Annotated in this window: 17 protein-coding genes; 6 read left to right on the top strand and 11 right to left on the bottom strand. The window is 61.7% G+C overall.

Annotated elements, in window-relative coordinates; all coding sequences use genetic code 11:
• Positions 1–163 precede the first annotated feature (163 nt).
• Both EOS_RS14960 and EOS_RS14955 read left to right on the top strand, forming a co-directional pair.
• On the top strand, positions 164–844 hold the full coding sequence (locus EOS_RS14960) for a heavy metal response regulator transcription factor (protein WP_047847438.1): 681 nt from the start codon (positions 164–166) through the stop codon (positions 842–844).
• A complete protein-coding gene (locus tag EOS_RS14955) occupies positions 841–2,271 on the top strand; it encodes a heavy metal sensor histidine kinase (protein WP_047847437.1) in 1,431 nt (476 codons plus the stop codon). Before EOS_RS14960 ends, EOS_RS14955 begins: the two co-directional genes overlap by 4 nt.
• Here EOS_RS14955 and EOS_RS14950 read toward each other — a convergent pair.
• From EOS_RS14950 to EOS_RS14935, 4 genes are all read right to left on the bottom strand, one after another.
• Positions 2,249–4,057 carry an FAD-dependent oxidoreductase gene (locus EOS_RS14950; RefSeq protein WP_053063884.1) on the bottom strand — a complete coding sequence of 603 codons (1,809 nt, stop codon included), beginning with the start codon at positions 4,055–4,057 and terminating at the stop codon, positions 2,249–2,251. The two genes, EOS_RS14955 and EOS_RS14950, sit on opposite strands and share 23 nt — an antisense overlap.
• Positions 4,054–5,130 (bottom strand): DedA family protein/thiosulfate sulfurtransferase GlpE, encoded by a 1,077-nt coding sequence (locus EOS_RS14945; RefSeq protein ID WP_047847452.1) that lies wholly within the window; start codon positions 5,128–5,130, stop codon positions 4,054–4,056. The genes EOS_RS14950 and EOS_RS14945 overlap by 4 nt, the downstream gene beginning before the upstream one ends.
• Before the next feature lie 311 nt (positions 5,131–5,441).
• Positions 5,442–9,152, bottom strand: a complete 3,711-nt coding sequence (locus tag EOS_RS14940) for a DUF748 domain-containing protein (RefSeq protein ID WP_047847436.1) — start codon at positions 9,150–9,152, stop codon at positions 5,442–5,444.
• Between the two features lie 160 nt (positions 9,153–9,312).
• On the bottom strand, positions 9,313–10,797 hold the full coding sequence (locus tag EOS_RS14935; protein WP_047847435.1) for a DUF1254 domain-containing protein: 1,485 nt from the start codon (positions 10,795–10,797) through the stop codon (positions 9,313–9,315).
• A 272-nt stretch (positions 10,798–11,069) separates the two neighbouring features.
• Here EOS_RS14935 and EOS_RS14930 point away from each other — a divergent pair, with 272 nt between their 5' ends.
• Both EOS_RS14930 and EOS_RS14925 read left to right on the top strand, forming a co-directional pair.
• Positions 11,070–11,723: an FMN-binding negative transcriptional regulator gene (locus tag EOS_RS14930; protein WP_047847434.1), complete on the top strand. Its 654-nt coding sequence runs from the start codon at positions 11,070–11,072 to the stop codon at positions 11,721–11,723.
• Positions 11,724–11,801: 78 nt separating this feature from the next.
• On the top strand, positions 11,802–14,159 hold the full coding sequence (locus tag EOS_RS14925; protein WP_235442820.1) for a heavy metal translocating P-type ATPase: 2,358 nt from the start codon (positions 11,802–11,804) through the stop codon (positions 14,157–14,159).
• Here EOS_RS14925 and EOS_RS14920 read toward each other — a convergent pair.
• The 4 genes from EOS_RS14920 to EOS_RS14905 form a co-directional block, all read right to left on the bottom strand.
• The gene (locus EOS_RS14920) at positions 14,072–14,596 is read right to left on the bottom strand and encodes a thioesterase family protein (protein WP_235442819.1); all 525 of its coding nucleotides are present in this window, start codon (positions 14,594–14,596) and stop codon (positions 14,072–14,074) included. The two genes, EOS_RS14925 and EOS_RS14920, sit on opposite strands and share 88 nt — an antisense overlap.
• Before the next feature lie 13 nt (positions 14,597–14,609).
• Complete coding sequence (locus EOS_RS14915; protein WP_047847432.1) at positions 14,610–15,557, bottom strand: L-carnitine dehydrogenase; 948 nt, start codon at positions 15,555–15,557, stop codon at positions 14,610–14,612.
• A 147-nt stretch (positions 15,558–15,704) separates the two neighbouring features.
• Positions 15,705–16,634 carry a BKACE family enzyme gene (locus EOS_RS14910; protein ID WP_047847431.1) on the bottom strand — a complete coding sequence of 310 codons (930 nt, stop codon included), beginning with the start codon at positions 16,632–16,634 and terminating at the stop codon, positions 15,705–15,707.
• A 16-nt stretch (positions 16,635–16,650) separates the two neighbouring features.
• Positions 16,651–17,607 carry a choline ABC transporter substrate-binding protein gene (locus tag EOS_RS14905; protein ID WP_047847430.1) on the bottom strand — a complete coding sequence of 319 codons (957 nt, stop codon included), beginning with the start codon at positions 17,605–17,607 and terminating at the stop codon, positions 16,651–16,653.
• Between the two features lie 245 nt (positions 17,608–17,852).
• On the opposite strand from EOS_RS14905, the gene EOS_RS14900 reads away from it, so the two are divergent.
• On the top strand, positions 17,853–18,836 hold the full coding sequence (locus EOS_RS14900) for a GlxA family transcriptional regulator (RefSeq protein ID WP_047847429.1): 984 nt from the start codon (positions 17,853–17,855) through the stop codon (positions 18,834–18,836).
• Positions 18,837–18,862: 26 nt separating this feature from the next.
• On the opposite strand, the gene EOS_RS14895 is transcribed toward EOS_RS14900, so the two are convergent.
• The 3 genes from EOS_RS14895 to betC form a co-directional block, all read right to left on the bottom strand.
• Entirely contained in the window at positions 18,863–20,011 is a 1,149-nt protein-coding gene (locus EOS_RS14895; protein WP_047847428.1) for a porin, read from the bottom strand.
• A gap of 267 nt (positions 20,012–20,278) precedes the next feature.
• On the bottom strand, positions 20,279–21,229 hold the full coding sequence (locus EOS_RS14890) for a choline ABC transporter substrate-binding protein (RefSeq protein ID WP_047847427.1): 951 nt from the start codon (positions 21,227–21,229) through the stop codon (positions 20,279–20,281).
• A 43-nt stretch (positions 21,230–21,272) separates the two neighbouring features.
• Complete coding sequence (betC, locus tag EOS_RS14885; protein WP_047847426.1) at positions 21,273–22,811, bottom strand: choline-sulfatase; 1,539 nt, start codon at positions 22,809–22,811, stop codon at positions 21,273–21,275.
• 144 nt (positions 22,812–22,955) lie between these two features.
• Here betC and EOS_RS14880 point away from each other — a divergent pair, with 144 nt between their 5' ends.
• Complete coding sequence (locus EOS_RS14880; RefSeq protein ID WP_047847425.1) at positions 22,956–23,876, top strand: choline sulfate utilization transcriptional regulator; 921 nt, start codon at positions 22,956–22,958, stop codon at positions 23,874–23,876.
• Positions 23,877–23,963: the final 87 nt, after the last annotated feature.

Below are 23,963 nucleotides of genomic sequence, written 5' to 3'. Positions count from 1 at the left end.
GATGAAGGCGGCGCACACAGGCATCGCCTGGATTGCATCTTAGCTATCGCGCGCTGATCTACGCATGACACGTTAATGACTTTTTTGTCATCATTTCCGCGGGTCAAACGCGGATGGATAGAATGACCTCATTGCTCATCTAAAAAAGCCAAGCGAGCGCAGCATGACCATCCTGGTTATAGAAGACGACCGCAAGACCGGCGACTATCTGAAGAAGGGACTCACCGAGTCCGGGTATCAGGTCGACCTGATTCGCAACGGCGCCGACGGTCTGCATCAGGCGCTGGCGCACCCTTACGAGTTGATCGTGCTGGATGTGATGCTGCCCGGCCTCGATGGCTGGCAGATCATGCAGGCGTTGCGCACGAAACGTGATCTGCCGGTCATCTTTCTGACCGCGCGCGATCATGTCAGGGACCGCATACACGGTCTCGAACTTGGCGCGGACGATTACCTCGTGAAGCCGTTTTCGTTCACGGAGCTCGTGCTGCGCATCCGCACGTTGCTGCGACGCGGCGTAGTACGCGAATCGGATGTATTCCAGGTCGCCGATCTTCACGTCGATGTACTACGCCGCCGGGTCACGCGCCAAGGCATGGAAATAGCGCTGACGAACAAGGAGTTCGCGCTGCTACATCTCTTTTGCAAGCGGCAAGGCGAAGCGTTGTCGCGGACCTTGATTGCATCGGAAGTGTGGGACATGAACTTCGATAGCGACACCAACGTAGTCGATGTCGCTATCAAACGGCTGCGCGCCAAACTCGATCAACCCTTCGATATCAAGCTGATCCACACCGTGCGCAGCATCGGTTATTCGTTCGGCGCGTCCGGGGACTCGCATTGAACCCGGTGTGGCGTTCGCGCTCGCTGGTCGTCCGGATCACGTGCCTGTTCGTGCTGATCGTATGCGTGGTGGTGAGCATGGTCGGTGGTTCGCTGTATCACGCGACCAGCGCCACGCTCTCCACCCGCGCCGATTACCAATTGATCGGGCGTGTCGAACATTTTCGCTCGCTGCTGCACGATCTCTACACGATCAAGGAAATCGAAGCGCGGCCCAAGCTGTTCGAGACCATGCTCGGCGACCGTCAGGACGTCATCATTTTTCGACGGCCCGGCCTCACGCCGTTCATCAACGTCAACCCGGAAAACATGCCATTGCCGCCACTTGTTCCGGTGCCGGTGCAACGCGCGGTCAACCTTGACGCGCTCTATGAAGGCACGCGTACGGACGGCGTGCGCATGCGTTGGGTCGCGGCACAAGCGCAAGTAGGCGACAGCGGTGAAGTCATCGAGATCATCGCGGCGCACGTGATGACGCAGGAAGCGCATGTGTTGTCGGCCTATCTCGTGCGTGTCTGGATCAACGTGGTGAGCGCGGTGATTGTCACCGCGCTGCTCGCATGGTGGGTATCGAGCCGCGGTCTCGCGCCGTTAAGAAAAATGGCCGACAGAGTCGCCGGGATCACGCCCGACACCTTGTCCGCAAGACTCGATATAAAGAACACGCCGACCGAACTGCGAAGCCTCGCGATGTCGTTCAACGCCATGCTCGACCGCTTGTCGAGCGGTTATGAACGGCTGCTGCAGTTCTCCGCGGATCTGGCGCACGAGGTGCGCACGCCTATCGGCGTGCTGATTGGACAGACGCAGGTGACGTTGGCGCACACCCGCAGCGAGGGCGAATACAAGAGCGTGCTGGAATCGAATCTGGAGGAGCTGGAGCGGCTTGGGCGCATCGCGCAGAACATCCTGTTCCTCGCGCAAGCGGATCACGAGCGGCAGGACATAGAGCGGACCACGCTGAACATTCGCGAACAACTGGAGACGATTGCGACCTACTTCGAAGGCGTCGCCGACGAACGCAATCTCCGCTTCGAAGTGCATGCCGACGGCGAGATGTCCGCCAACGCGATCATGTCGCGGCGCGCGATCAGCAATGTCGTGGTGAACGCGGTGCGCTACGCCGAGCCCGGCACCACGATCCGGCTTACCGGCAGCGAGGACACGCACGGCGCGCTGATCGTGATCGGTAACCAGGGGAAGCCGGTAGCGCCCGACGAACTCACGCGCCTGTTCGACCGTTTCTATCGCGGCGATGCAGCCCGCAGCGAGTTCACGGAATCGAGCGGCCTGGGGTTGGCCATCGTGCAGGCGATCATGCGGCTGCACGGCGGATCGGCATCGGCGAATTGTTCGGCGGACGGCTGGATCGAATTCACGCTCCGGTTCGCCGCCGCGCCTGCGCCTACTCCACCGCCCCTGCCTTGAGCGCCAGTTCCTGACGCTCGGCCAGCAGGCCGTGAATCTGCGATACGACCGCTGCCCCCTCGCCAACCGCGGCAGCCACCCGTTTCGTGGATGCCGAGCGCACATCGCCGATAGCGAACACACCCGGCACGCTCGTTTCCAGCGAGGTCGAGCATTCCGCGTGGCCGCCGTGGGCAGCGGGACCCGTCAGCACGAAACCCTTGGCGTCGGTGTTCACATTGCAGTCACTCAGCCAGCCCGTGTTCGGGTCGGCGCCGGTGAAGAGGAACAGATGCCGCGCCTCGAGTGTGAGCGGGCCGTCGGGCGTCTTGCAGTGCACGGCGGCGAGCGTACGGCCATCGCCTTCCAGCGACTCGATCTGCGTACGTGTATGCAGCGTCACGTTCGACAATGCCGCGATCCGGTCGATCAGGTACTTGGACATGCTCGCTTCAAGCCCCGCCCCGCGGATCAGCAGATGCACGTGCGCCGAGTGCGACGCGAGATACACCACCGCCTGGCCCGCTGAATTGCCGCCACCCACCAGCACGACTTCCGAGCCCTTGCAGAGCTTCGCCTCGACCGGCGAGGCCCAGTAATACGTGCCGTGCCCTTCGAACTTCTCCAGCCCGACAATATCCGGCCGCCTGTACGCCGCGCCCGTCGCTATCACGACCGTATGCGAGCTCACGCGCTGGCCGTTCATCAATTCGATCTGGATCGGCGTGCAATTGCAGTGGAGCGCCTTGATTTCGGTCGGAATGGCGATGTGCGCACCGAACTTCTGCGCCTGCACGAACGCGCGCCCCGCCAACGCCTGACCGGAAATGCCGGTCGGAAAGCCGAGATAGTTTTCGATCCGCGAACTCGCGCCCGCTTGGCCGCCCGGCGCGCGGCAATCGAACACCGCCACCGACAAACCTTCGGACGCCGCATAAACGGCCGTCGCCAATCCGGCTGGCCCGGCGCCGACGACGGCGACATCGTAGATATATGCGGGATCGAATTCCGGCAGCCAGCCGAGTTGCGACGCGAGCTGGTTCTCATCGGGCGCGCGCATGATCGTGCCGTCCGGGCAGATCACGAGCGGAAAATCCGCCTTCGATGCCGAGATCCGTTCGAGCAACGCGATTGCATCGGGGTCCGTGCACGCGTCGATGACGGTGTGCGGATAACCGTTGCGGCGCAAGAAACCTTCCAGCGATACGAGCCGTCCGTCATCCGACTGCCCCACCAGGATCGGCCCGCTGCCCTTTTCGATCAACCCGACGCGGCGCAGGATCAGCGAACGCATGATGCGCTCGCCGAGTTCCGCTTCCGCCACCAGCAGCGCGCGCAGCCGGTCCGGCACGATCAGGATGGCTTCGACGTCGTCTATCGCGTGACCATCGACGAGCGCAGGTTTGCCCGACAACTGGCCGACTTCCGCCACGAAATGTCCTGGTTCCTGCTCGACCACTACATTCACATGCCCGAGCCCATCGCGGCGCGTGACCCGCACCCGGCCCTGCAGCAGCACGAACATGCCCGGCCCGGGCACGCCGGTTTCGAACATCATCTCGCCCGCGCGCCAGTGCTTCACGGTGCCAAAGCGCCGCATGCGCTCGATTTCCTCAGCGCTAAGCAGGGGATGCATCTGGTGACCGCGGCTTTCGAGCGGCGAGAAAGGCGCGTCGGCGGTGGCTTCCTGCTGGGCTGCCCCGGCCGCGCCGGTCGCGATCGAGTTGAGGTCTTCCGGTGCGGGCGGCGGCGGATTACCCCGCCAGTCCGCACGCCCCCCGTTCGTCCCTTCGTGCGTGGTACTCATGCGTGTCGATCTCCATGCAGGTAGACGGCGTCATGCAGCGCGCCTTTGCCGGCGGCCGGCGCTTTCACGGGCCACGGACACATGGCGGCCATTTCGCCCAGATCCTCACGCGCACCGCCGAAGTCGGTCAGCGGTTTCAGGTCGAGGCCGGCGAGACGCCAGGCATCCAGTCCGCCGGTCAGCGGCACGACGTCCTTGAAACCGGCGTTGCGGAGCGCCTTGGCCATCCACGCCGCCGATACTTCGTTCGGACACGAGCAATAAATGACGATCTTCTGATCCGGCTGATAACTTTCCACGATCCTCTGCAGCTCGCGTTCATCGGCGAAAACGGAGCCTGGAATCACGAACGGATCGAGTACACGTTTCTCGGCGGAGCGGATATCGAAGATGGCGGGCAGCGGCTCGTTCTCCATCAACGCATAGAGCTCGTCGACGGTAATGCGCGCCGTTTCCAGCGTTTTCATCAGCATCTTCCGGCGCCAGTAGCGGTAGGCCACGTAACACGCCAGCGCGACCGCCACGACCAGGAGCGCCTGCCGCCCAAGCTGCGCGATCATCGCGAACACCAGGTCGAGCTCCGCCGCGAAGATCACGCCCACGGCCAGCCCTACTGCGGCCCATAACCCCACGCCAACACCATCGTGCGCAATGAACGAGCGCGTGCGCACGCCCATGGCGCCGGCAAGCGGCACCGAAACCAGCGACAAACCCGGGATGAATTTCGCGACGAGCAACACGCGCACACCCCAGCGGCCGAAAAAGCGTTCGGTTTTCTTCACGCAGGTATCGCGCGACAGCGACAGTTTGCAGATTGTCTTGAGCGTGCGGTCGCCGTAACGCCGGCCGCCCTGGAACCAGACGAGATCGCCCAGCACGCCGCCGAGCACCGCGATGCCGAGCATCAGCGCGAGATGGGGCATCAAGGGCTGGCCGTGGAAGCCCATCATCGCCACCGATGCACCGACCACAATCAGCGTCGGCATTGCAGGAACGGGCAAGCCAAGGGCTGAACCCATCACGTTGAAAAAGACGATTGCCGGGCCATACCGGTCAGCCAGTTCATGCAACAGCATGGGATTCTCCTGCAGGTTTGTGCAGCGCTGAATTCGGGTGCGGGAAGCCTGAACGACGCCTGGCGCATCGCGAGAAGCGCTTACTTTATACGGCTCGTTTGACGGCTTTGCGGTAAAGCGCGGTGGATCCCGGGAAGCGGTTGGAAGCTACTCCGAGTGACTCCGCGTTGCCGTCATGTGCGTCGCCATGCGACGTTGCATTAATGAGATGAGTGTAGCGCGGATTGGCGGGAATGCCGATGTACCAGGCCGTTCCCACGACGCGTTTTAATCGGCACGCGCCGTCTTCAGCATGTGCCTAAATCCGTTCACTTCAGCCCGAAGTCCACCCGCGTTGGCGCGCCCTTGTCCTTGATGCCATCGGCGTTGAGGTGCGGTGCGACGATGAAGATCCGCTTGCTGTCGATCTTGTCTTCGAAATATTGTTTCACCGCCGACGCGCGCCGCTGCGCAAGCGTACCGAGCGCGCCCTCGTCCACCGGCGCATGTTCCGCGAGTGCGGCTTTCATGTCAGTGTCGGGCACGGACTTCGTCAAACCGATCAGGTTGCGCGGTTTCTTGAAGTCTGCGTTTTTATACGCTTTCGTTAAGAACTTGCTGTATTCAGCATCGGAAATCGGAATGCTCGACGGATCGATGTTCGGATTGTCTGCGCCTGAGTCCTGCATCTTTGCCCGCCGCACCTGCCGGTCGACGTACGCTGTACGCAAACCGGGTCCATCCAGCGCCGGGTCCACCCGCGCCGATATCTCCAGCGTGACGGACGGTTTGTCGGCCAGCGCCTTCGCGATGGTGTCGAGTTTTTCCTTCGCGGCGTCGCTGAGCGTGGCCGAGCCCGGATCGAATTCCACGTAGCCGAGCTCCTCGGGGTTCTTGCCGCCGAACGCATTTGCCAGCAGCGAGAACGGCGCGGTCACCGCGCGCTCGACAAGGTGAAGGATTGCTGTCCACACCAGCGCGCCGATCGAGAATTCAGGGTTCGAGAGCGAGCCGGAAATGGGGATGTTGACGTCGATCTCGCCGCGCGAATTCTTCAGCAGCGACACCGCGAGCCGCACCGGCAATTTGGTTGCCGTGGTGTTGTCGACGTGATCGCCGAATGTGAGCTGATCGATGAAAAGATGATTGTTCGCGCTGAGCTGGTCATTGGCGAGCATGTAGTGCAGATCGACGTTGAGTTTGCCCTTCGTGATCGGATAACCCGCATATTTTGTCGAATACGGCGAGATGTTCGGCAACTCGACGTCGTGGGCGCTAGCGGTCAGGTCCAGCGACGGTTTCGCGATCAGCGGATTCACCACCCCCTTGATCGATACCGGTCCGTTCGCGGACAGTTTCGCGGCGACATCGACGGGTGCGGGCGTGGTCGAGTGTGTGCCGAATGCGCCGATCGTGCCCGTGATCGCGACGAGGTTCGCGGTGAAGTTGGGTTTGACGAAGTTGTCGGTGTAGGTCACGCGGCCGTTTTGCAGCACAAGCTGGCCAAAGCGCAGATTCGCCGATGACGACGCGGTCTTCGGAGCGACAGGTACTGCGGTTGGTGCGGTTGGTACGGACGCAGCCGTCGATGCGGCGGCTTGCGTTGATGCCGGCGTCTTGTCCTGAACCACGATATCGCGGAGATTCAGCTTGCCTTGCGGATCGAGCAACACGCGACCGTAGAAGTTCGCGAACGTGACGCGCGCGGCTTCCACATCGGCGCCTTTTTCGTCGTAGCGTGCGTTCAGTTTTGTCAGGCCGAGCAGGTTCCAGCCGGCCAGCGACTCCGAATTCACTTTATCGATCAGGCGCACGTTCGACAACGACACGTCGCCCTTGTACCCGGCTTTCAGCGTGCGTCCTTCGCCCGAGAACGACGCGTCGCCGTTCGCGGTCAGCAGCGCGCTCGAGACTGTCGCGTTCAGGGTGCCACCGAAATACGGCTCGAACGCCGAGGCGTCGAGCGCGCTTGCGTCGACATGGAGTGCGAGGCTCAGCGGCTTCGCGGTCAATGTACCGGCCACGGCCAGCGCGCCTTTGCCGTTCATCGTCAGCTTGCCCTCGATGGGCAGCGGTTTTGTCAGGTCGTCGGTGAGGTGCTTGACGCCCAATTGCAATGGCGCGATGTGCAGCTTTACCGGACGCGCCGTGCTTTCGTCGGTGAAGTCGGCGCTGCTGTCGTTGAGCGAAACCTGCGCGATCTGATAACGCCATGCCGGACCCGCCGCGTTGGCCTTTTCGACCTTGCGCGTGGCGCTGGCCTCCGGCGCCGTTTCATGCGGACCGGCGAGCGCCGCGAGATCGATGCTGCCGTCCTTCAGGCGTTTTGCATCGATGGAAAGGCCGTTGAGCACGACGCTATCCAACGCTGCGGTATGCCCGGCGACATCGATTTTCTGGATCTTCGCTTGCGCCGAACCCAGGGTAATCGGCGCGGTATTCGCGTTCGGTACAAGCTCCAGTGACTTGAGCGTGACGTCGCCTGCGCCGACCTGGATGGACGGCTCGGGCTTCGACCAGTCCACCTGCAGCGGCAAATTTGCGCTGAGCGAACCATCGGCGATACGCGCGGCCACCGCGTTCGCCACGTACGGTTGCAACGGCGCCAGCGGCAAATCGGCCAGCGCGAGTTTCGCGTCCGCATTCTTGCCCGGCAGCGTAAATCCGCCCGATGCGTCGAGGCCGCCGCCGTGATCGAAAGCCGTTTTCAGCGTGTAGCGCACCGGGGGTTTGCCGAGCGTTGCGAAGTCGTCGAGCGTCACATCCAGGTTCGTTAATCCGAGCGTGGCGGGTTGCGCCATCAAGCGGTCGTCGAAGACGATACGGCCTTGTTCGATCGCCAGATGCCTGATCGCGAGGTCGAGCGGTTGTGCGGCGGCGTCTGCGGGCGTGGCCGCTTTTGCGTCGCTGGCGAGCGTGGATGCGGGTGCCGGGGCCGGCGTTGTGGCGCTCAGTTTTTCGAAGTTGAATGCGCCGGTTTTATCGCGGAAAAGCTTCACGTCCGGCTGCGTCAACCGCACTTCGTCCAGCCGATACACATTGCGCAGCGGCTCCAGATTCACCGCATTCACATGCAACGTTTGCGCGGCGAAAAGCGGTGTGTCCTGCTTGTCCGTCACGGCCAGATCCGCGAGATCCGCTGTGCCTTTGATGCGAACCACGGGCGCGTCGGCGGCGAGTGCAAAGCTCACATCCAGATTCGTCGACAAACGCCCGCTCTTCACGGCGACCGGCAGCGAAGCCGGTGCGTATGAGAGCATTTGCGGCACGTCGAGACCGTCGAGCTGCACGGCAATTTCCGACTCGCGCGACTCCGCGAACGGCTTGGTGCGGCCGGTGATGGACAACGCCGAACCGTCGATACGCGCCTGCAGCGACGGCGTCACGAATAATTCGGTGGTGGACGGGAGATTGGCGATGAATGGAATCCCGATCGACCAACGATCGATGACATGCTGCGTTTTCAGCAATCGGTCGTCGAAGTCGATCCGGCCATTTTCCAGGCGAATATTCGATACGGAGAATCGCGCGGGTTTATTCGACGGATTAGCTGAGGGCTTCGAAAACTTTTCGACGAGGTCCGAGAAGTTAAAGCGTTGCGCGTCGAAGCGCACGATATGAAAGCGTGGCGAATCGATCTTGACTTCGTTGATGACCGGCGCGAGACGAAACAGTGACGACCATGAAGGGTGGACGATCAGCCGTTCTATATCGACGAAATCTCCGCTTTTTGTGCCTGCGGACAGATTCGCCGGTGCCTCGCCGATATGCACGCGATCGGCTTCGAGACTGAGCGTATAGGGATTGAGCGCGATCCGTTCGATGCTGGCTGGACGGTCGAGTTGTGCGGAGAGCTGCTGTTCCGCGATATGGCGGATCAGTGGTGGGGCGGCGAAAAAGCCGAGCAGGCCGATTACGACGACGGCCAGCAGGAGTCCGATTACAACACGCCGGGTGCGTCGGGCTTGCGCTACCGAGTTCACCCCTTGAATCAGGCTACGCCCGGCGGATGTCAGGGAAGTCTTGTTCAGGCTTGCCATGCGTGCCTCGTAGCGCGGCTGCGCACGCCGGCACGAGCCACGCGCAGCCTTTGGGAAACAGGAGGCCTGAGTATACGACGCGGCGGGGGCAATTTGAACCCATGAGGGGGCTTTCGTTCGCACTCGGGTTCACCGGCGCGAGCGAAAACCCTATGAAAACTTATTGCCGCTCGATCGCCGGCGGTGCCCACGTTCCATCCGAAGCCTCGGGCTTCGGCACATAAAGCCGCAACATCAACTGAAAATCACCATCCGGCACCGGCAGCCAATTCGACATTCGCGCCTTCGCAGGCGCCGCAGCCGACACGGATATATCGATGGAACCATCCCGGTTCTTCCTCAACCGGTCCCGGTCGCTCAGCGAAAGCCGCAACGTCTTGTCGTCGAGCAACGCACCCTCCTTCGTGTATGCAGTCAGCGTCCAGAACCCGCGCACCGGCGGCAACTGGTTCGGCGCGAAATGCAGCACATACTCATTCGCACCATTGAGCGCGTGACCGTCGCTGTCGGAGGACGCAACCGGCTTGACCTCGTCGTCCTTCGTGCCCGTACCCGGCTGACGCCGCGCCAAAAACGCCCGCAGCGTGTAGTCGGTGTCGTAGTTGCCCGCGCCATCGCCGAACCAGACCCAGCCGTTACGGCTGATCGCATTCGACGGCACCGTGTCCACCCGCGTGCGGCCATCGGCGAGACCGGTCGCGAGCAAATCGGCATCCGCCGGGCGGAACTGAACCGGCTCGCCCGCCTTCACGCCAAGATCGGCCAGCAATTTGACAGCGTGAGGATCGTTCGGAGCAGGCGGGTTATCCTGCATCGCTTTCGCGAGACGCGTGAAAAACGCGGTGGCATCGAGTGAATCGGGTTTGTCGCCACCCGTCACAACCGTCGGCGTGCTGGCCGTGACGTTCGGCCAGGCGCTACCGGCCGTAGTGGCGCTGGTTTTATCGGCGGAAGGCGCGTCGATACTCATCGCCGTCTGCAACTTGCGAGCTTCACGCACGTCGCGCTGACCGTTCACACGCACACGAATCGAAAGCCACACGTAGCGAGTCGGCGTTTCGACGCGCGTCACGCCATCGGGGAGCGTTCCCGTATAACCCGCCGGAACAAACGCAAGCACGTTGGCCTGCTCTGCCGCCAGCCTGGCTGCGCGCGCCGCCTTCGCATTGAGCTTTTTCGCCGGCGCAGGCCGGTCCGCCGCGTGAGGGACGCTGGAAAAGATCACGTTGGTCCAGGCATCGAAAGCGCGGGCATCGTAATAACGGCCGCGCGGCGCATTGGGAAGTGAAACCAGCACCGGTCCGCTCGATACATCCAGCCAAGCAGTCGATTCAAGCGTATCCACGCTCGGCCGCCCCGCGGCGCCCACCGGCGGCAACGCGGTGGCGTGCCGCAGCGTGTTCACCGGCGCCTGGCCGGGCTTCGAGGCGTCGCCGCCGGTCGCTTTCTCCCGTGCGATATCCGAAGCCACCAGCGGGTATCCAAACACATAAGCGTCCGCAACCTGATCCTTGCGCCAGCCATCCCCGCTGGTGACAACGGGCGCTTGCGTTGCGCACCCGCCAAGTATTGCCAGACTACTCAAACCAGCGGCCACCCACAGCGCCGCGTACAACGAAACTGCCCAGCGTCGATTATTTTTCATTCGATTTAAGGATCTGTTTAAGGCTTTCACTTCGTTCGTCGAGTGCGCGGCCGGTCCTCGTCTCCCGGTCTTCTGCGACTCTGCGTCGCGGCGCTTAATCTATCTTGAAACCGGGTTTTATCTTATCCAATGAGGATAGGCAAGGAGCGCGTAACGCCGCCTGAACACGCCGGCCGGGCTTCCGGAAAAGTTTCGACTCGCGGGTGCATCGCGTAACATGTTTTTTCGTCTCCTTTTTAGCCTGTTCTTTATAACCCACCCACGAGCCGTCGATGTATCTGCCCTCCCACTTCGAAGAAAATCGCGCCGAGGTTTTACATCGGCTAATGGCTGAGCATCCGCTCGCAGCCCTTGTCACGCATGGCGCAAACGGCCTCGACGCGAATCACGTGCCATTCGAATTCGACGCGAGCCAAGGCGAACACGGCATTCTGCGTGCGCATGTTGCCCGGGCAAATCCTATTTGTCTGGAGATTGAGAGCGGTTCTGACGCGCTGGTTATTTTCCAGGGACCGTCCGGTTATATATCGCCGACTTTTTATCCGAGCAAGCACGAAGCGCATCGGCAGGTGCCCACTTATAACTATCTGGTCGTGCACGCACATGGCCGGATCACCCTCCGCGACGACGAAGCATTTGTGCGCGGCGTCGTCGCGCGGCTCACGCGGAAAATGGAAGCTGGAGAAGCGGTGCCCTGGAAAATGGGCGATGCGCCGGCAGATTTTATCCAGACAATGTTGCAAGCCATTGTCGGGATCGAAATCGAGGTCACGCGGCTGGTCGGCAAGGCGAAACTGGGCCAGAACAAGGCGGCAGCGGACCGGCTCGGCGCAATTCATGGCGTGCGCGCGCGCGAAACGGACGCCGCAACGGCGCTTGCCGACGCGATGTTCAACGCGCCGCCTCCTATTGAAAATACGCCTTGACCTTCCAATCATGGGAATGTCGATACTGGTTACATCGAGCTGAATGTCATGGCTCGCACTGAACCAGGAAGCCTCTCTATGTCTGCTACGTCCGTTCCTTCTGCCAATACCGCCGCCACGTCGACGACCGCTGAATTTGCCATCGGCGGGATGACGTGCGCGTCGTGCGTTCGGCGCGTCGAAAAGGCGCTCGCGAAGGTGCCGGGCGTGGAACAGGTATCGGTGAATCTTGCCACCGAGAAAGCGACCGTCCACGCCGGACCCTCCGTGTCGCGCGAGCAAATGCTGGCCGCCGTGACCAAGGCAGGCTACGAGGCGACGTTCATCGAACCGGAAGCAGCGCCTGTCGCCGCACCCGCACATACGGGCGAACTCGTGGCCGTGATCGTGTCGGCGCTGCTGACGCTGCCGCTGGTTTTGCCCATGCTCGGCCTGGATCTTCATCTCGGCGTCTGGGTGTCGCTGGCGCTCGCGAGCATCGTGCAATTCGTTCTCGGCGCACGATTTTATGTCGGCGGCTTCAAGGCGGTGCGCGCGGGCGAAGGCAACATGGATCTGCTTGTGGCGCTCGGAACGTCGGCGGCGTGGGGCTTGAGTGTGTATGAACTGTTCGCGCATCCGGGCGAGTCGGCACATCTTTATTTCGAGGCGGCGGCGGTGGTAATCACGCTCGTGCGCTTCGGCAAATGGCTCGAGGCGCGTGCCAAGCGGCAAACCACCGACGCCATCCGCGCACTCGACGCGTTGCGTCCCGACCGTGCGCGGATTCGCGATGCGGCAACCGGCATCGAACGCGAGATTGTGCTGGCGGAGGTGCGCAACGGCGATCTGGCGATCGTCCGGCCAGGCGAACGTATGCCGGTGGACGGCCTGATTCGCGAAGGCCATACGCATGTGGATGAATCGCTGATCACCGGCGAAAGCTTGCCGGTGGCGAAAGAGACTGGGGCGCGCGTGACGGCGGGATCGATCAATGGTGAGGGGGCGATTGCCGTCGAAACGACAGCGACCGGCGCCGAGACCACGCTCGCGCGGATCATCCGGCTGGTCGAATCGGCGCAAGCGGAGAAGGCGCCGATTCAGCGGCTGGTCGACCGAGTATCGGCGATATTCGTGCCAGTCATTCTGGTGATCGCACTCGTGACGCTGGTCGGCTGGCTGTTGATGGGCGCGGGCGCGGAAACGGCCGTGCTGAACGCGGTCGCGGTACTCGTGATCGCGTGCCCGTGCGCGCTCGGCTTGGCCACGCCAGCGGCGATCATGGCCGGAACGGGTGTCGCGGCACGGCACGGCGTACTGATCAAGGACCCGCAGGCGCTGGAAATGGCACATCGGATCAGGATCGTCGCCTTCGATAAAACCGGCACGCTCACCGTCGGCAAGCCTTCAATGAACGCGTTCGAGGCGGCCGTTGGCGTGGATCGTAGCGAGGCTTTGGAGCTGGCGGCAGCCGTCCAGCGGCTTAGCGATCATCCGTTGGCACGCGCAGTCGTTGCGGCCGCCGATGAAGCGCGGATTCAGGTCATTGGCGCGAGCGGCGCGAAAGCGGTTGCCGGACGCGGAGTCGAGGCGCGAGTGGGCGAGCGTCATCTGGCGATAGCCAGCGACCGTTGGCTCGACGAACTGCGGCTGGTCGCACCGCAGCGGCTGACAATACGGGCGGCGGAACTGGAGCAGCTTGGGAATACGGTTTCGTGGCTGGTGGATTTGGGCAGCGTTGGTCGTGACTTAGGTGTCGCCAACGGCCAAGACAGTGCCGCGCCGCAAACGCCCGGCCGCCCGCGCGTCCTCGCCCTGCTCGCTTTCGGCGATTCGCTGAAACCCGGCGCGCGCGCCGCGATCGCGCGGCTAAACGCGATGGGCATCAAGAGCGTCCTGCTTACTGGCGATAACGCCGGCAGCGCGGCCAGCGTCGCAAAATCGCTCGGCATAACGCCCGATGCGGTGCACGCGCAGATGCTCCCCGCCGACAAGGCGCGCGTGATCGCGGAGCTGAAGGCATCGGCACAAGGTGCGGTTGCGATGGCCGGAGACGGCATCAACGACGCGCCTGCGCTCGCCGCCGCCGATATCGGCATCGCGATGGCGACCGGTACCGACGTAGCAATGGAAGCCGCCGGCATCACGTTGATGCGCGGCGATCCGGCGCTGGTGGCAGATGCCATCGATATCGCGCGGCGCACCTATCGCAAGATCCAGCAGAACCTCTTCTGGGCCTTCGTGTACAACCTGATCGGCATTCCACTTGCCGCGTTCGGGCTGCTCAATCCGATGCTCGCCGGCGCAGCGATGGCGTTTTCAAGCGTAAGTGTGGTGACGAACGCGTTGCTGTTGCGGACGTGGCGCACTCATGCCGGTTTGGTGCCGGCGGATGCTGAAGTAGACACCGTCGAAGCCCGCGGTCCCGACGGCAAGCCGATCACGCGGCCCGCATAACGGGCTTCCTGCGGCGCGTCACGAAACATCGCTTCAATGCGGCCGGCGATGTCCGTATCGAAGGCGGCGGACTTGGCGCCGTTGGTTGTATCGACGTGGAGCAGCATCTGTTCGCTCGCCGAGACGGGCTCGGTTCCCTCGCCCTCGAACATCTCCATGTACAAGTGGACGCGCTTGGCATCGAATGCGAGCACCGATGCCTCTACGCGAACCGCGACGCCTTCCTTGATCTCGTGCAGATAGTTGATATGCGCCTCGAGCGTGAACAACGAACGGCCTCGCGCCGTGCGGGCTGCGTCGTCGAGACCGATGCGGTCCATGAACGCATCGGTCGAGAGGCTGAAGATCAGCATGTAGAACGCATCACGGAGATGGCCGTTGTAGTCGACCCATTCGGGCCTCACCGTGTCGCGGTAGATAGTGCGATTTTGCGTCACTCTCAGGCCTTCGTTAATTCACTATGCCGTGGCGGGATTTCGCTTCCGCTATAGCCGTCATCACGCTCGTGATGCAGTCGTCGCGGTAACGTTCCAGTTGCTTGATGGAATGCTCGCCTTGCTGGTCCGTCGTGCCTTCCACGACGCGGTCGATGAGTTCGTCCGTCAGCTTGGGCGCGACCAGTTTGGTCCACGGTAATTCTAGCGCCGGGCCGAATTGCTGCATGAAATGGCGCATGCCGGCGTCGCCGCCCGCCAGCGTATAGGTCAGGAACGTGCCCATGAACGACCAGCGAATGCCCGCGCCAAAACGAATGGCATCGTCGATTTCGCCGGTGGTTGCCACGCCTTCATTGACCAGATGCAGCGCTTCTCGCCAGAGCGCTTCCAGCAAGCGGTCCGCGATAAAACCCGGGACTTCCTTGCGAACTCTCAGCGGCCGCATGCCGATCGATTCATAAAACGCCGATGCTGCTTGCAGCGTTTCTTCCGAGGTCTTCTCGCCGCCCAGGACTTCTACCAGTGGCAACAAATAGACCGGATTGAACGGATGGCCCACGATGCAACGCGACGCGTCTTTCGCACTCGCGTAGAAATCGGTAGGCAGCAAGCCCGATGTCGACGACGCTATGATCGCTTCCGGTTTTGCCGCCTTCGATACCCGCTCGTGAAGCGTCAGTTTCAAATCTTCGCGCTCGGGAGCGCTTTCCTGCACGAAATCGGCGTCGGCTACGCATTCTTCTATGGTTGCGACGAAGCGCAGTCTTTCCTGCGATGCACCCTTCGCCAAGCCCACTCGTTCGAGTGCCGGCCATGCGTTGGCGACGTTCGCCCGCAGTTGCTGCTCGGCGCCCGGCGCAGGGTCCCACGCGACCACGTCAAGCCCGTGCGCTAACGCTCGCGCTACCCAGCCGCCTCCGATTACCCCTACGCCTAACGCAGCAAACGTCTTGACTTGCATATACTGGATTCCTTAGTAATTTGTCTTTCTACTTGCTTGGTGCTTTGGTGCTTTGGTGCTCTAGCTTGTATTGAACTTGACGTTCCCGCCTTCGCACAGCCTGCGTCGGCGGGATTGCGTCTTTATGTCTTCGCGTCGTTCCCGCTCTTACGCGAACTGCTCCATCTTGCGGCGGTCCAGCAAACGCTCGCCGCGTGCCGGCAGGTTCAGCTTCTTTCTGCCTTCCGCCGGCGTCAACGCACGACCGCCCAGACGCTCGATGATTTCCACCGCCCGCTGTACCAGCGTTCCGTTGCTCGCATGCACGCCACGGTCCAGATACAAATTGTCTTCAAGACCTACCCGCACGTGTCCACCCAGCAACATCGCCTGGGCCACCATCGGCATCTGCATGCGGCCGATTCCGAACCCTGCCCACTGCGCGCCCGCCGGCATGTTGTCGACCATCGACTTGAGCGTGCCCACATCCGCCGGTGCGCCCCAGGGGATGCCCATGCATAGCTGGAACAACGGTGCGTCGTCCAGCAAACCCTCCTTTTGCATTTGCTTCGCAAACCATAAATGGCCTGTATCGAAGATCTCGAGCTCCGGCTTCACGCCCAGCTCTTGTATCCGCTTCGCGCCCGCTCGCAGTTGCGCGGGTGTCGATACGTAGATCGTGTCGCCATCGCCGAAATTCAGCGTGCCGCAATCCAGCGTGCAGATCTCGGGCAACAACTCCTCGACGTGCGCCAGCCGGGTCAAACCACCCACCAGGTCGGTGCCGGCGCCAAACTGCATCGGCGCTTCGCCGGCACCAATTTCGAGGTCACCGCCCATGCCCGCCGTCAAGTTGATGATGACGTCCACATCCGATGAACGGATGCGGTCCACCACCTCGCGGTACAACGCGGGGTCCCGGCTGCCACGACCCGTGCGGGGATCGCGGACGTGGCAATGCGCTACCGTTGCGCCCGCGCGCGCGGCCTCGATAGCGGCCTCCGCGATCTGCTTGGGCGTAACCGGGATTGCCGGGTGTTTGCTCGTGGTGTCTCCCGCGCCTGTTACTGCACAGGTCACGATCACTTCATAGTTCATGTCGTGCCGTCCTTTCTCAGAGGCCAAGATATTGCTTAACCGCCGGCAAGCCGTCCTTGCCGTCGACCGTCTTTACGCCCGCGAGCCACGCGTCCAGCACCTGCGGATTTTTCTTCAGATAGGCCTTTGCCGCATCCGCCGGACGCTCCTTGTTCATGACCGGAATCATCAGCTGGTTCTCCAGTTGCGTGGTGAACCGCAGGTTCGACACCAGCTTGCCGGCGTTCGGGCAGCGCGTGAGGAAGTCGGGGTTCGTCAGCGTGTAGACACGTGCTTCGCCGTAGTTCGGGCCAAAGACCGCGTCGCCGCCGGACAGGTAATTCATCTTGATCTGGATGTTCATCGGATGCGGTTCCCAGCCGAGGAACACGACCCACTTCTTGTCGCGCACGGCCCGGTCGACCGTCACCAGCATGCCGGCTTCACTCGATTGCACCAGCTTGAAACCACCCAGGCCGAACTGGTTGGTGTCGATCATTTTTTGGATCTGGGCGTTTGCGCTGCTGCCCGGTTCGATGCCGTAGATCTTGCCGTCGAGCTCGTCCTTATGTTTCGCGATGTCCTGGAAGGTCTTCAGGCCGGCGTCGTATTCATAGCTCGGCACGGCGAGTGTTGCTTTAGCGCCCGAGAGATTCGGCGGGTCGAGCTTTTCGATCTGCTTGGCGTCGAGGAATGGCTGGACTGCTTTTTCCTGGACTGGCCACCAGTAGCCGAGCGACACATCGATCTGTTTGGTTTTCAGTCCGGCCAGTGAGATTGGCACAGAGGCCTGAGTGATTTTCGGGTCGTAGCCGAGGCCCTGGAAGACGACCGACGCGAGTGCGGTGGTCGAGGTGATGTCGGTCCAGCCGATATCGACGAATCGAACGGTGTGGCAGGTTGCGTCTTCCTTGCTTTGGGCGGATGCACCGAGCGAGGTCAAGGCGAGAAACAGACAGGCAAGCAGTTTTTTCGTTGCCGGGAGTGATGTCATGGCTTCCTGTTCCGGTAGTTTTCTGTGAGGGACTGACGCGTTCGGATACATCCGACCGTGGGTAAAAGTACCGCCGCATAATGACGGGAAGGCGACCGGTTGCGACCGGGAGTTGACTATTAGCGACGGTTTTTCATGCGCACGAGGGCAGGGGGCAAACGAAAGCCTCGGGATTTGGCCCCATTGCGCCCGCAATTTCAGCTTGCTAGCTTGTCAGTCCGATTGCAAATCGCCCCAACCTCGTAATGCCCGCCACCGAAGACTTCCACTTCCTGCTGCTGCCCGAGTTTTCGTCCATCGGCTTCATGTCGGCAATCGAACCGCTACGCGTCGCCAACCGCTTTCGCGGCGAACTCTACCGCTGGCACATCCTAAGCGTCGACGGCGGCCCGGTCTGCGCCAGCAACGGCATCTCGCTCAACGCAGAAAGCGCCCTGGCCGACGTCCACACAGCCACCAACGTAATCGTAGTCGCTGGCTTCAATCCGCTAAGCCGCTACACACGCGAAATCGGCGACTGGCTGCGCCGGCTCGATCGCCAGGGCGCCACGCTCGGCGGTATAGATACAGGAAGCTTCGTGCTGGCCGAAGCAGGTCTGCTGCAGCACGAGCGCGTCACGCTGCACTGGGAAGCGGCATCGGCGTTCCAGGAGCGTTATCCCTCGCTTACGGTCAGCCAGGAACTATTCGAAATCGACGCGCGGCGCATCACGTGCGCCGGCGGCACGGCATCCATCGACCTGATGCTCGATCTGATCGGACGCAGGCACGGCGCCGAACTCGCCGCCCAGGTGTCCGAGCAATTCGTGCTTGGACGCATCCGGCAACGCTCGGACCATCAGCGCATGCAGATCGCAGCGCGCTACGGCATCCACAATCGCAAGCTGATTCAGGTGATCGGCGTGATGGAGCAACACATGGAGGAACCGCTGTCGCCAGATGCGCTGGCAGAGGAAATCGGCGTGACGCGGCGTCAGCTGGAACGCCTGTTCTGCTCGGCAATGAAAGACACACCCACCCACTTCTATCTCGGACTGCGCCTTGCACGCGCCCGAGAATTACTGCAACAAACCGACATGTCCATCACCACCGTGTGCGTGGCATGCGGCTTCGAATCACCATCGCATTTCTCCCGCACCTACCGCACCCGCTTCGGTTCCAGCCCGCGCCAGGACCGCAGCTCGCCACGCGCGACGGCGCCCTTGCGGGAAACCGTCGCGGCAAGCTGACGCAAGCCGGTACAACTTGGAAGCGCTTAGAACGAGTGCCGAATGCCGATACGGACATCGCTTTGCGTGCTCGACGTGGACGGCGTAAAGCTATAGCCGATCACCGCGTTCACACCACTCGATGCCTTCAGGTAGTCGCCCGACACATAGACATCGGTACGCTTGGACAAGAGGTAATGCAGCCCGAGCGAACCCATGTTCCACTTGTGGCCTTCGAATGCCGTGAACTGATAACCGCCGTACAGGATCAACGCCGGCGTGAAGTTATACGACGCGCCGCCTTCACCCACCTGCATGTGCGACGACTGTCCGAAGCCCTTGATCGTGGTGTACGTGTAGTTGCCCAGCAGCATCAAGTTGCCGAACGCATACGATGAACCGATACCGACGGTGGACTGGCTGTCGACGTTGAACGCGGTGCTGCTGAACAAGTCGGTCACGGCGCCCGTCGTGGGGTTCACGGTCGCAACGGTCTGGCCGAGGAACGTCTTCGTGCCGATCATCGCGTACGGGTCGAACGCGTAAATGCCGTTCGGGTTATTCAAGCGCGTGTACGCCGTGCCAATCGTGAAGTCGCCGTGCGCATAGTGCGCGCCCAGGCTGTACGAGCTCTTCTCGTGGAAATTACCCGCCGTATTGCCGAACGAGAACATGCCGCCAAAGGTCAGGCCGTTGATATCGGGCGACATGTATTTGATCGAATTCGGCAAGCGGTCGCCGTTCATGCGGTCGAAGTCGCCCTGGTGGATCGCGTAGCCGCTGCCGAACGAGGAGATGTTGTATCCCTCCATGAACTCGTTCGTCATGTCCAGCTGGTTACCAGCCGATATCGTGCCCCACTGGTTCTGCAAGCCCACATACGCCTGCCGGCCGAACTCCGCACCACCTTGGGCAAGCGTACCGTTGCCAAGATGGAAGCCCGACTCGAGCACGAAGACCGCCTTCAATCCGCCGCCCAGATCTTCCACGCCCTTGAAGCCGAACCGGTTACCGTAAGAAACGCCGTCGTCGAATTTGACGACGTGCGATCCCCCCGTGTTGTTGACGTAGGTAATGCCGGCGTCGAGGATACCGTACAGCGTCACGCTGCTTTGCGCGTGAACCACAGCAGGTGCGGACACGGCGCCTGCGCTCAACGCTAGGGCCGCCAGCTTTACGGCATTTCGCTTCTTCATCGTTGATTCTCCCTGATACCCGTTTTGCACGTTTCGTTGGACAAAGCGAGATCCGCGCTGCTCCGGCGATGGGTCAACATCGCGCAACGCTTCTCGCTCTAGTTTTTTATTGCAGTGACCGGCGTAATACCTTGATCCGTAGCTTGTGACGCTGATCAGCGCGCCAAATCTTAAGAAGCGTTAATCAGCCTTGCAAAAGTAAGAGGCCATATTTGCAGCGGCTCGACGTTTTGCGACGCAAATCTGTCCAGTTGCGACGCACTGTTGTTATTTGGAACCAAGCGCTGTTTGCACTGCCTGCCACCCATTTCCACCCGTGGCTGTGGTAACGCCGTCGAGCCAGCCCTTCACAAGATCCGGGTTGCGCTTGAGCGCCGCTGCAGCAGCGGTATCCACGTTGGTCTTGTTTTGAAGGACGTCGGTGATGATGCCGTTCTCCAGGTCGACGTTGAATGCCATCTGCTTGAAGAGGCGTCCCACGTTCGGGCATTCGCCCACATAACCGGCCCGGGCGACCGTGTTGACCGTCGCGCCGCCGAAGTTCGGGCCGAAGTATTGATCACCGCCGTCAAGGTAGGTGAGATGGAACTTCGTGTTCATCAGATGCGGTTCCCAAGCGAGGAACACAATCCACTTCTTGTCGCGGACCGAGCGCTCGACTTGCGTCAGCATGCCCGTCTCGCTCGACTCCACCAGCTTCCAGCCGTTCAGTCCGAAAGCCTTTTCATCGATCATCTTCTTGATGTTCTGATTCGCCGGTGCGCCCGGTTCTATGCCGTAGATCTTGCCCTCGAACTTGTCCGCGTTCTTCTGCAAGTCAGCGAACGTATGCACGCCGGCCGCGGCCACGTAGTCCGGCACAGCGAGCGTGAACTTCGCGTTGGTGAGGTTGGGGTGCACCACGTCAATCGACTTCTCGTCAACGAAGGGTTTGACCAACGGCCCTTGTGCTGGCATCCAGTTACCGAGGAACGCATCGACCTGACCTTTCTTCAAACCCTGGTACGTGATCGGCACCGAGAGATTCGAGACGCTCTGCTTATAACCGAGCGCTTTCAGCACGACGCCGGCCATGGCGTTCGTAGCATCGATATCGGTCCAGCCCGGGTCCGCCATCTTGACCTGCATGCAGCTTTGGGGCTCGGCGGCGCTGACCGTGCCGATGCATGCGCCAAGTGCCGCAATGCAGAATAGCGCGTATTTGAAGGGCTTTTTCATGTTGGCTTCCTGTGGGTGGTGTGGTTGGTTCAGCAGCTTGGACTTAGCGTTTGACAGCGGGAAAACGCGCCATCGCTTCGAGCGTGTCGAGGTCGATGTGATTGCGCATATAGCGTTGGCTGGCGTCGACGGACGGTTGCCAGTCCCATGATTCGATCAGACCTTGCGTGGTCGCTTCGAAGTGGAATTGCCGGCGTCGCTGGCTTTGCACGACTTCTTCGCGCAGCGCTTCCAAATTCCAGCGCGCCGCGATTTCCTCGCGGAACGCAGACACTTTCGCAGCGTGTTCCGGCAGCGTGGCAAGGTTGGTGCGTTCGAGTGGATCCTCTGCAACGCTGAAGAGCTGGTCGGGGTCAGAGGGCGTATGAATGAACTTGAAGTCGCCCCGGCGCAGCATCACGATCGGTGCAATCGCACCTTCGGCCAAGTACTCGCCGATGGCTTCATCGTGTGCCTGTGGCTCGCCGCGCAGATGCGGCACGAGACTCCGGCCATCGAGCGTATCCGGCCATGCCGGTCGCGCAGCGCCACGACCCAGTTCCACGAGCGTCGGCAGCAAGTCGAGATGCGATACCGACGCGCTCACGTGAGCCGCGTCGAATTGGCCCGGCGCATGCACGATCAGCGGCACACGGCAGCCACCTTCGAAGAACGTCATCTTGTACCAGAGACCCCGTTCGCCGAGCATCTCGCCATGATCCGAAGTCACGATCACGATGGTGTCGTCGGCCAGTCCCGCTTGATCGAGTGCCTCGAGGATCGCGCCGAATTGCGCATCGACGTAGGAAATCGCGCCGTAATACGCATGGCGTGCGTTGCGGATCTGCTGGTCCGTCGGCGGGGTCTTGTCGGTTTCACACACATAGCGCAGGCGCTTCGAATGGGGATCCGCGGCGTCCAGCGTGTCACGATGTGCGGGCATTTCAATGTCTTCGTCGCGGTACATGTCCCAGTATTTCTGCGGAATCGCGTACGGATCGTGCGGGTGCGTAAGGGAAGCCACCACGCAAAACGGCCGCTCGTCCTTTCCGGCTTGCCGCTCGCGCGCGATATCGAATAGCTTCTGGCGCGTGGTGTAGGTCACTTCATCGTCGAAATCGAGTTGATTCGTACGCACGCACGGCCCCGCGTCGATCACGGAACTCATGTTGTGATACCAGCTCGGCCGCGTCTCGAAGTCGTCCCAGTTCGGCGTCCAACCAAAATCCGCCGGATAGATGTCGGTAGTCAGGCGCTCCTCGAAACCGTGCAGCTGATCGGGACCGCAAAAGTGCATCTTTCCTGAGAGAATCGTGCGGTATCCCTCCGCACGCAGGTAATGCGCGAACGTTAATGTTTGCGAGGGAAATTCGGCGGCGTTATCGTAGGCGCCTATTGCCGAGGGCAACTTGCCCGACAAGAACGAAAAACGCGACGGCGCGCAAAGCGGACTCGCGCAATACGCAGAATCGAAGACAACGCCCCGGGCCGCGAGCGCGTCCATGTTCGGCGTTTTCGTGACGTGATGGCCATATGCCGATAACGCGAACGGCGTCATTTGATCGGCCATCAGAATAAGGATATTTTGTTTAGGTTTAAGCATCGGAGCGAGGCTCGAATAGAATCGGAGAGGTGGCGCGGTATTGCAGCAAAATGAAACGCGGACAGTCCGCATTGCGCACCACTATTGCCGTCCAATTCGCGGCTGTGAAGAGAGCAAAACGTTATGAGCTCATAAGGGGGACTTATGTCGAGACAAGACCGTTTGCCGCCAATGCAGGCGCTATCGATGTTCGAGTCCGCCGCGCGTCTCGCCAGCTTCACCGCCGCCGCCCGCGAACTCGGCTCCACGCAGCCGGCCGTCAGCCAGCGCGTGGTGCAGCTTGAGGAAAACCTCGGTGCGCCACTGTTCGAGCGTGGGCACCGCGGCGTGACGTTGACCGAGGATGGCGTACGCCTGTTCGAAGCCGTGCGCCAGAGCCTGGACACCATCCGCATTGCTACCAACGACATCCGCGCGCGTCACGCCGCGCCCGCGCAGCGCTCGCTCAATCTCCTGACCGACTTCGGCTTCGCGACGTACTGGCTGATGCCGCGCCTGTCGCAATTCAAGGCGCTGATGCCGGACGTCGATGTAAAGATCACCACGGCGCAAGACGTGCTCGCCGCCGATCACGATCATGCCGATATCGTGATCGGTTTCGGTCATGCGGCGACCGACTGGGCGGGACGCGGCACGGTCAAATTGTTTCCCGAACAAGTCACGCCCGTGTGCAGTCCGGCGTTTCTCGCGCGACACGGCAAGCCCGGTCATCCCTCGGACCTCATCAACCTGCCGCTGCTGCATCTGGAGCCGACGAACCCCGAGCGCTGGCTGTCGTGGCATGGCTGGTTCGCGGCGCACCGGCTGGCGGCGCCGCCCGCGCATCGCGGCATCACGTTCAACAGCTACGGCTTCGTCGCGCATGCTGCGATCATGGGCCAAGGCGTGGCGCTTGGCTGGGCACCCCTGGTGGACGAACTCGTCGCGAGCGGTCAACTGATCGAGTTGTTCGACACACCCGTCACAACGGACGGCGGATATCTTTTGAATGCGCCGCGCGCTCAAACTACAGCCGTGTGTGCGTTTCGCGACTGGCTGCTCGTCGAGTGCGGCGTGACAGCCTGAACCTGCCTGAACCGCCTGACGCTCCGATACCAGCGCCACGGCGTTTAGCTTCTAGCCGCCACCCCGTGTAGTTTGTTCTACTGCGAT

It is taken from the genome of Caballeronia mineralivorans PML1(12) (assembly GCF_001028175.1).
Taxonomy (GTDB): domain Bacteria; phylum Pseudomonadota; class Gammaproteobacteria; order Burkholderiales; family Burkholderiaceae; genus Caballeronia; species Caballeronia mineralivorans.
This window is presented reverse-complemented; position numbering and strand designations above follow the sequence as displayed.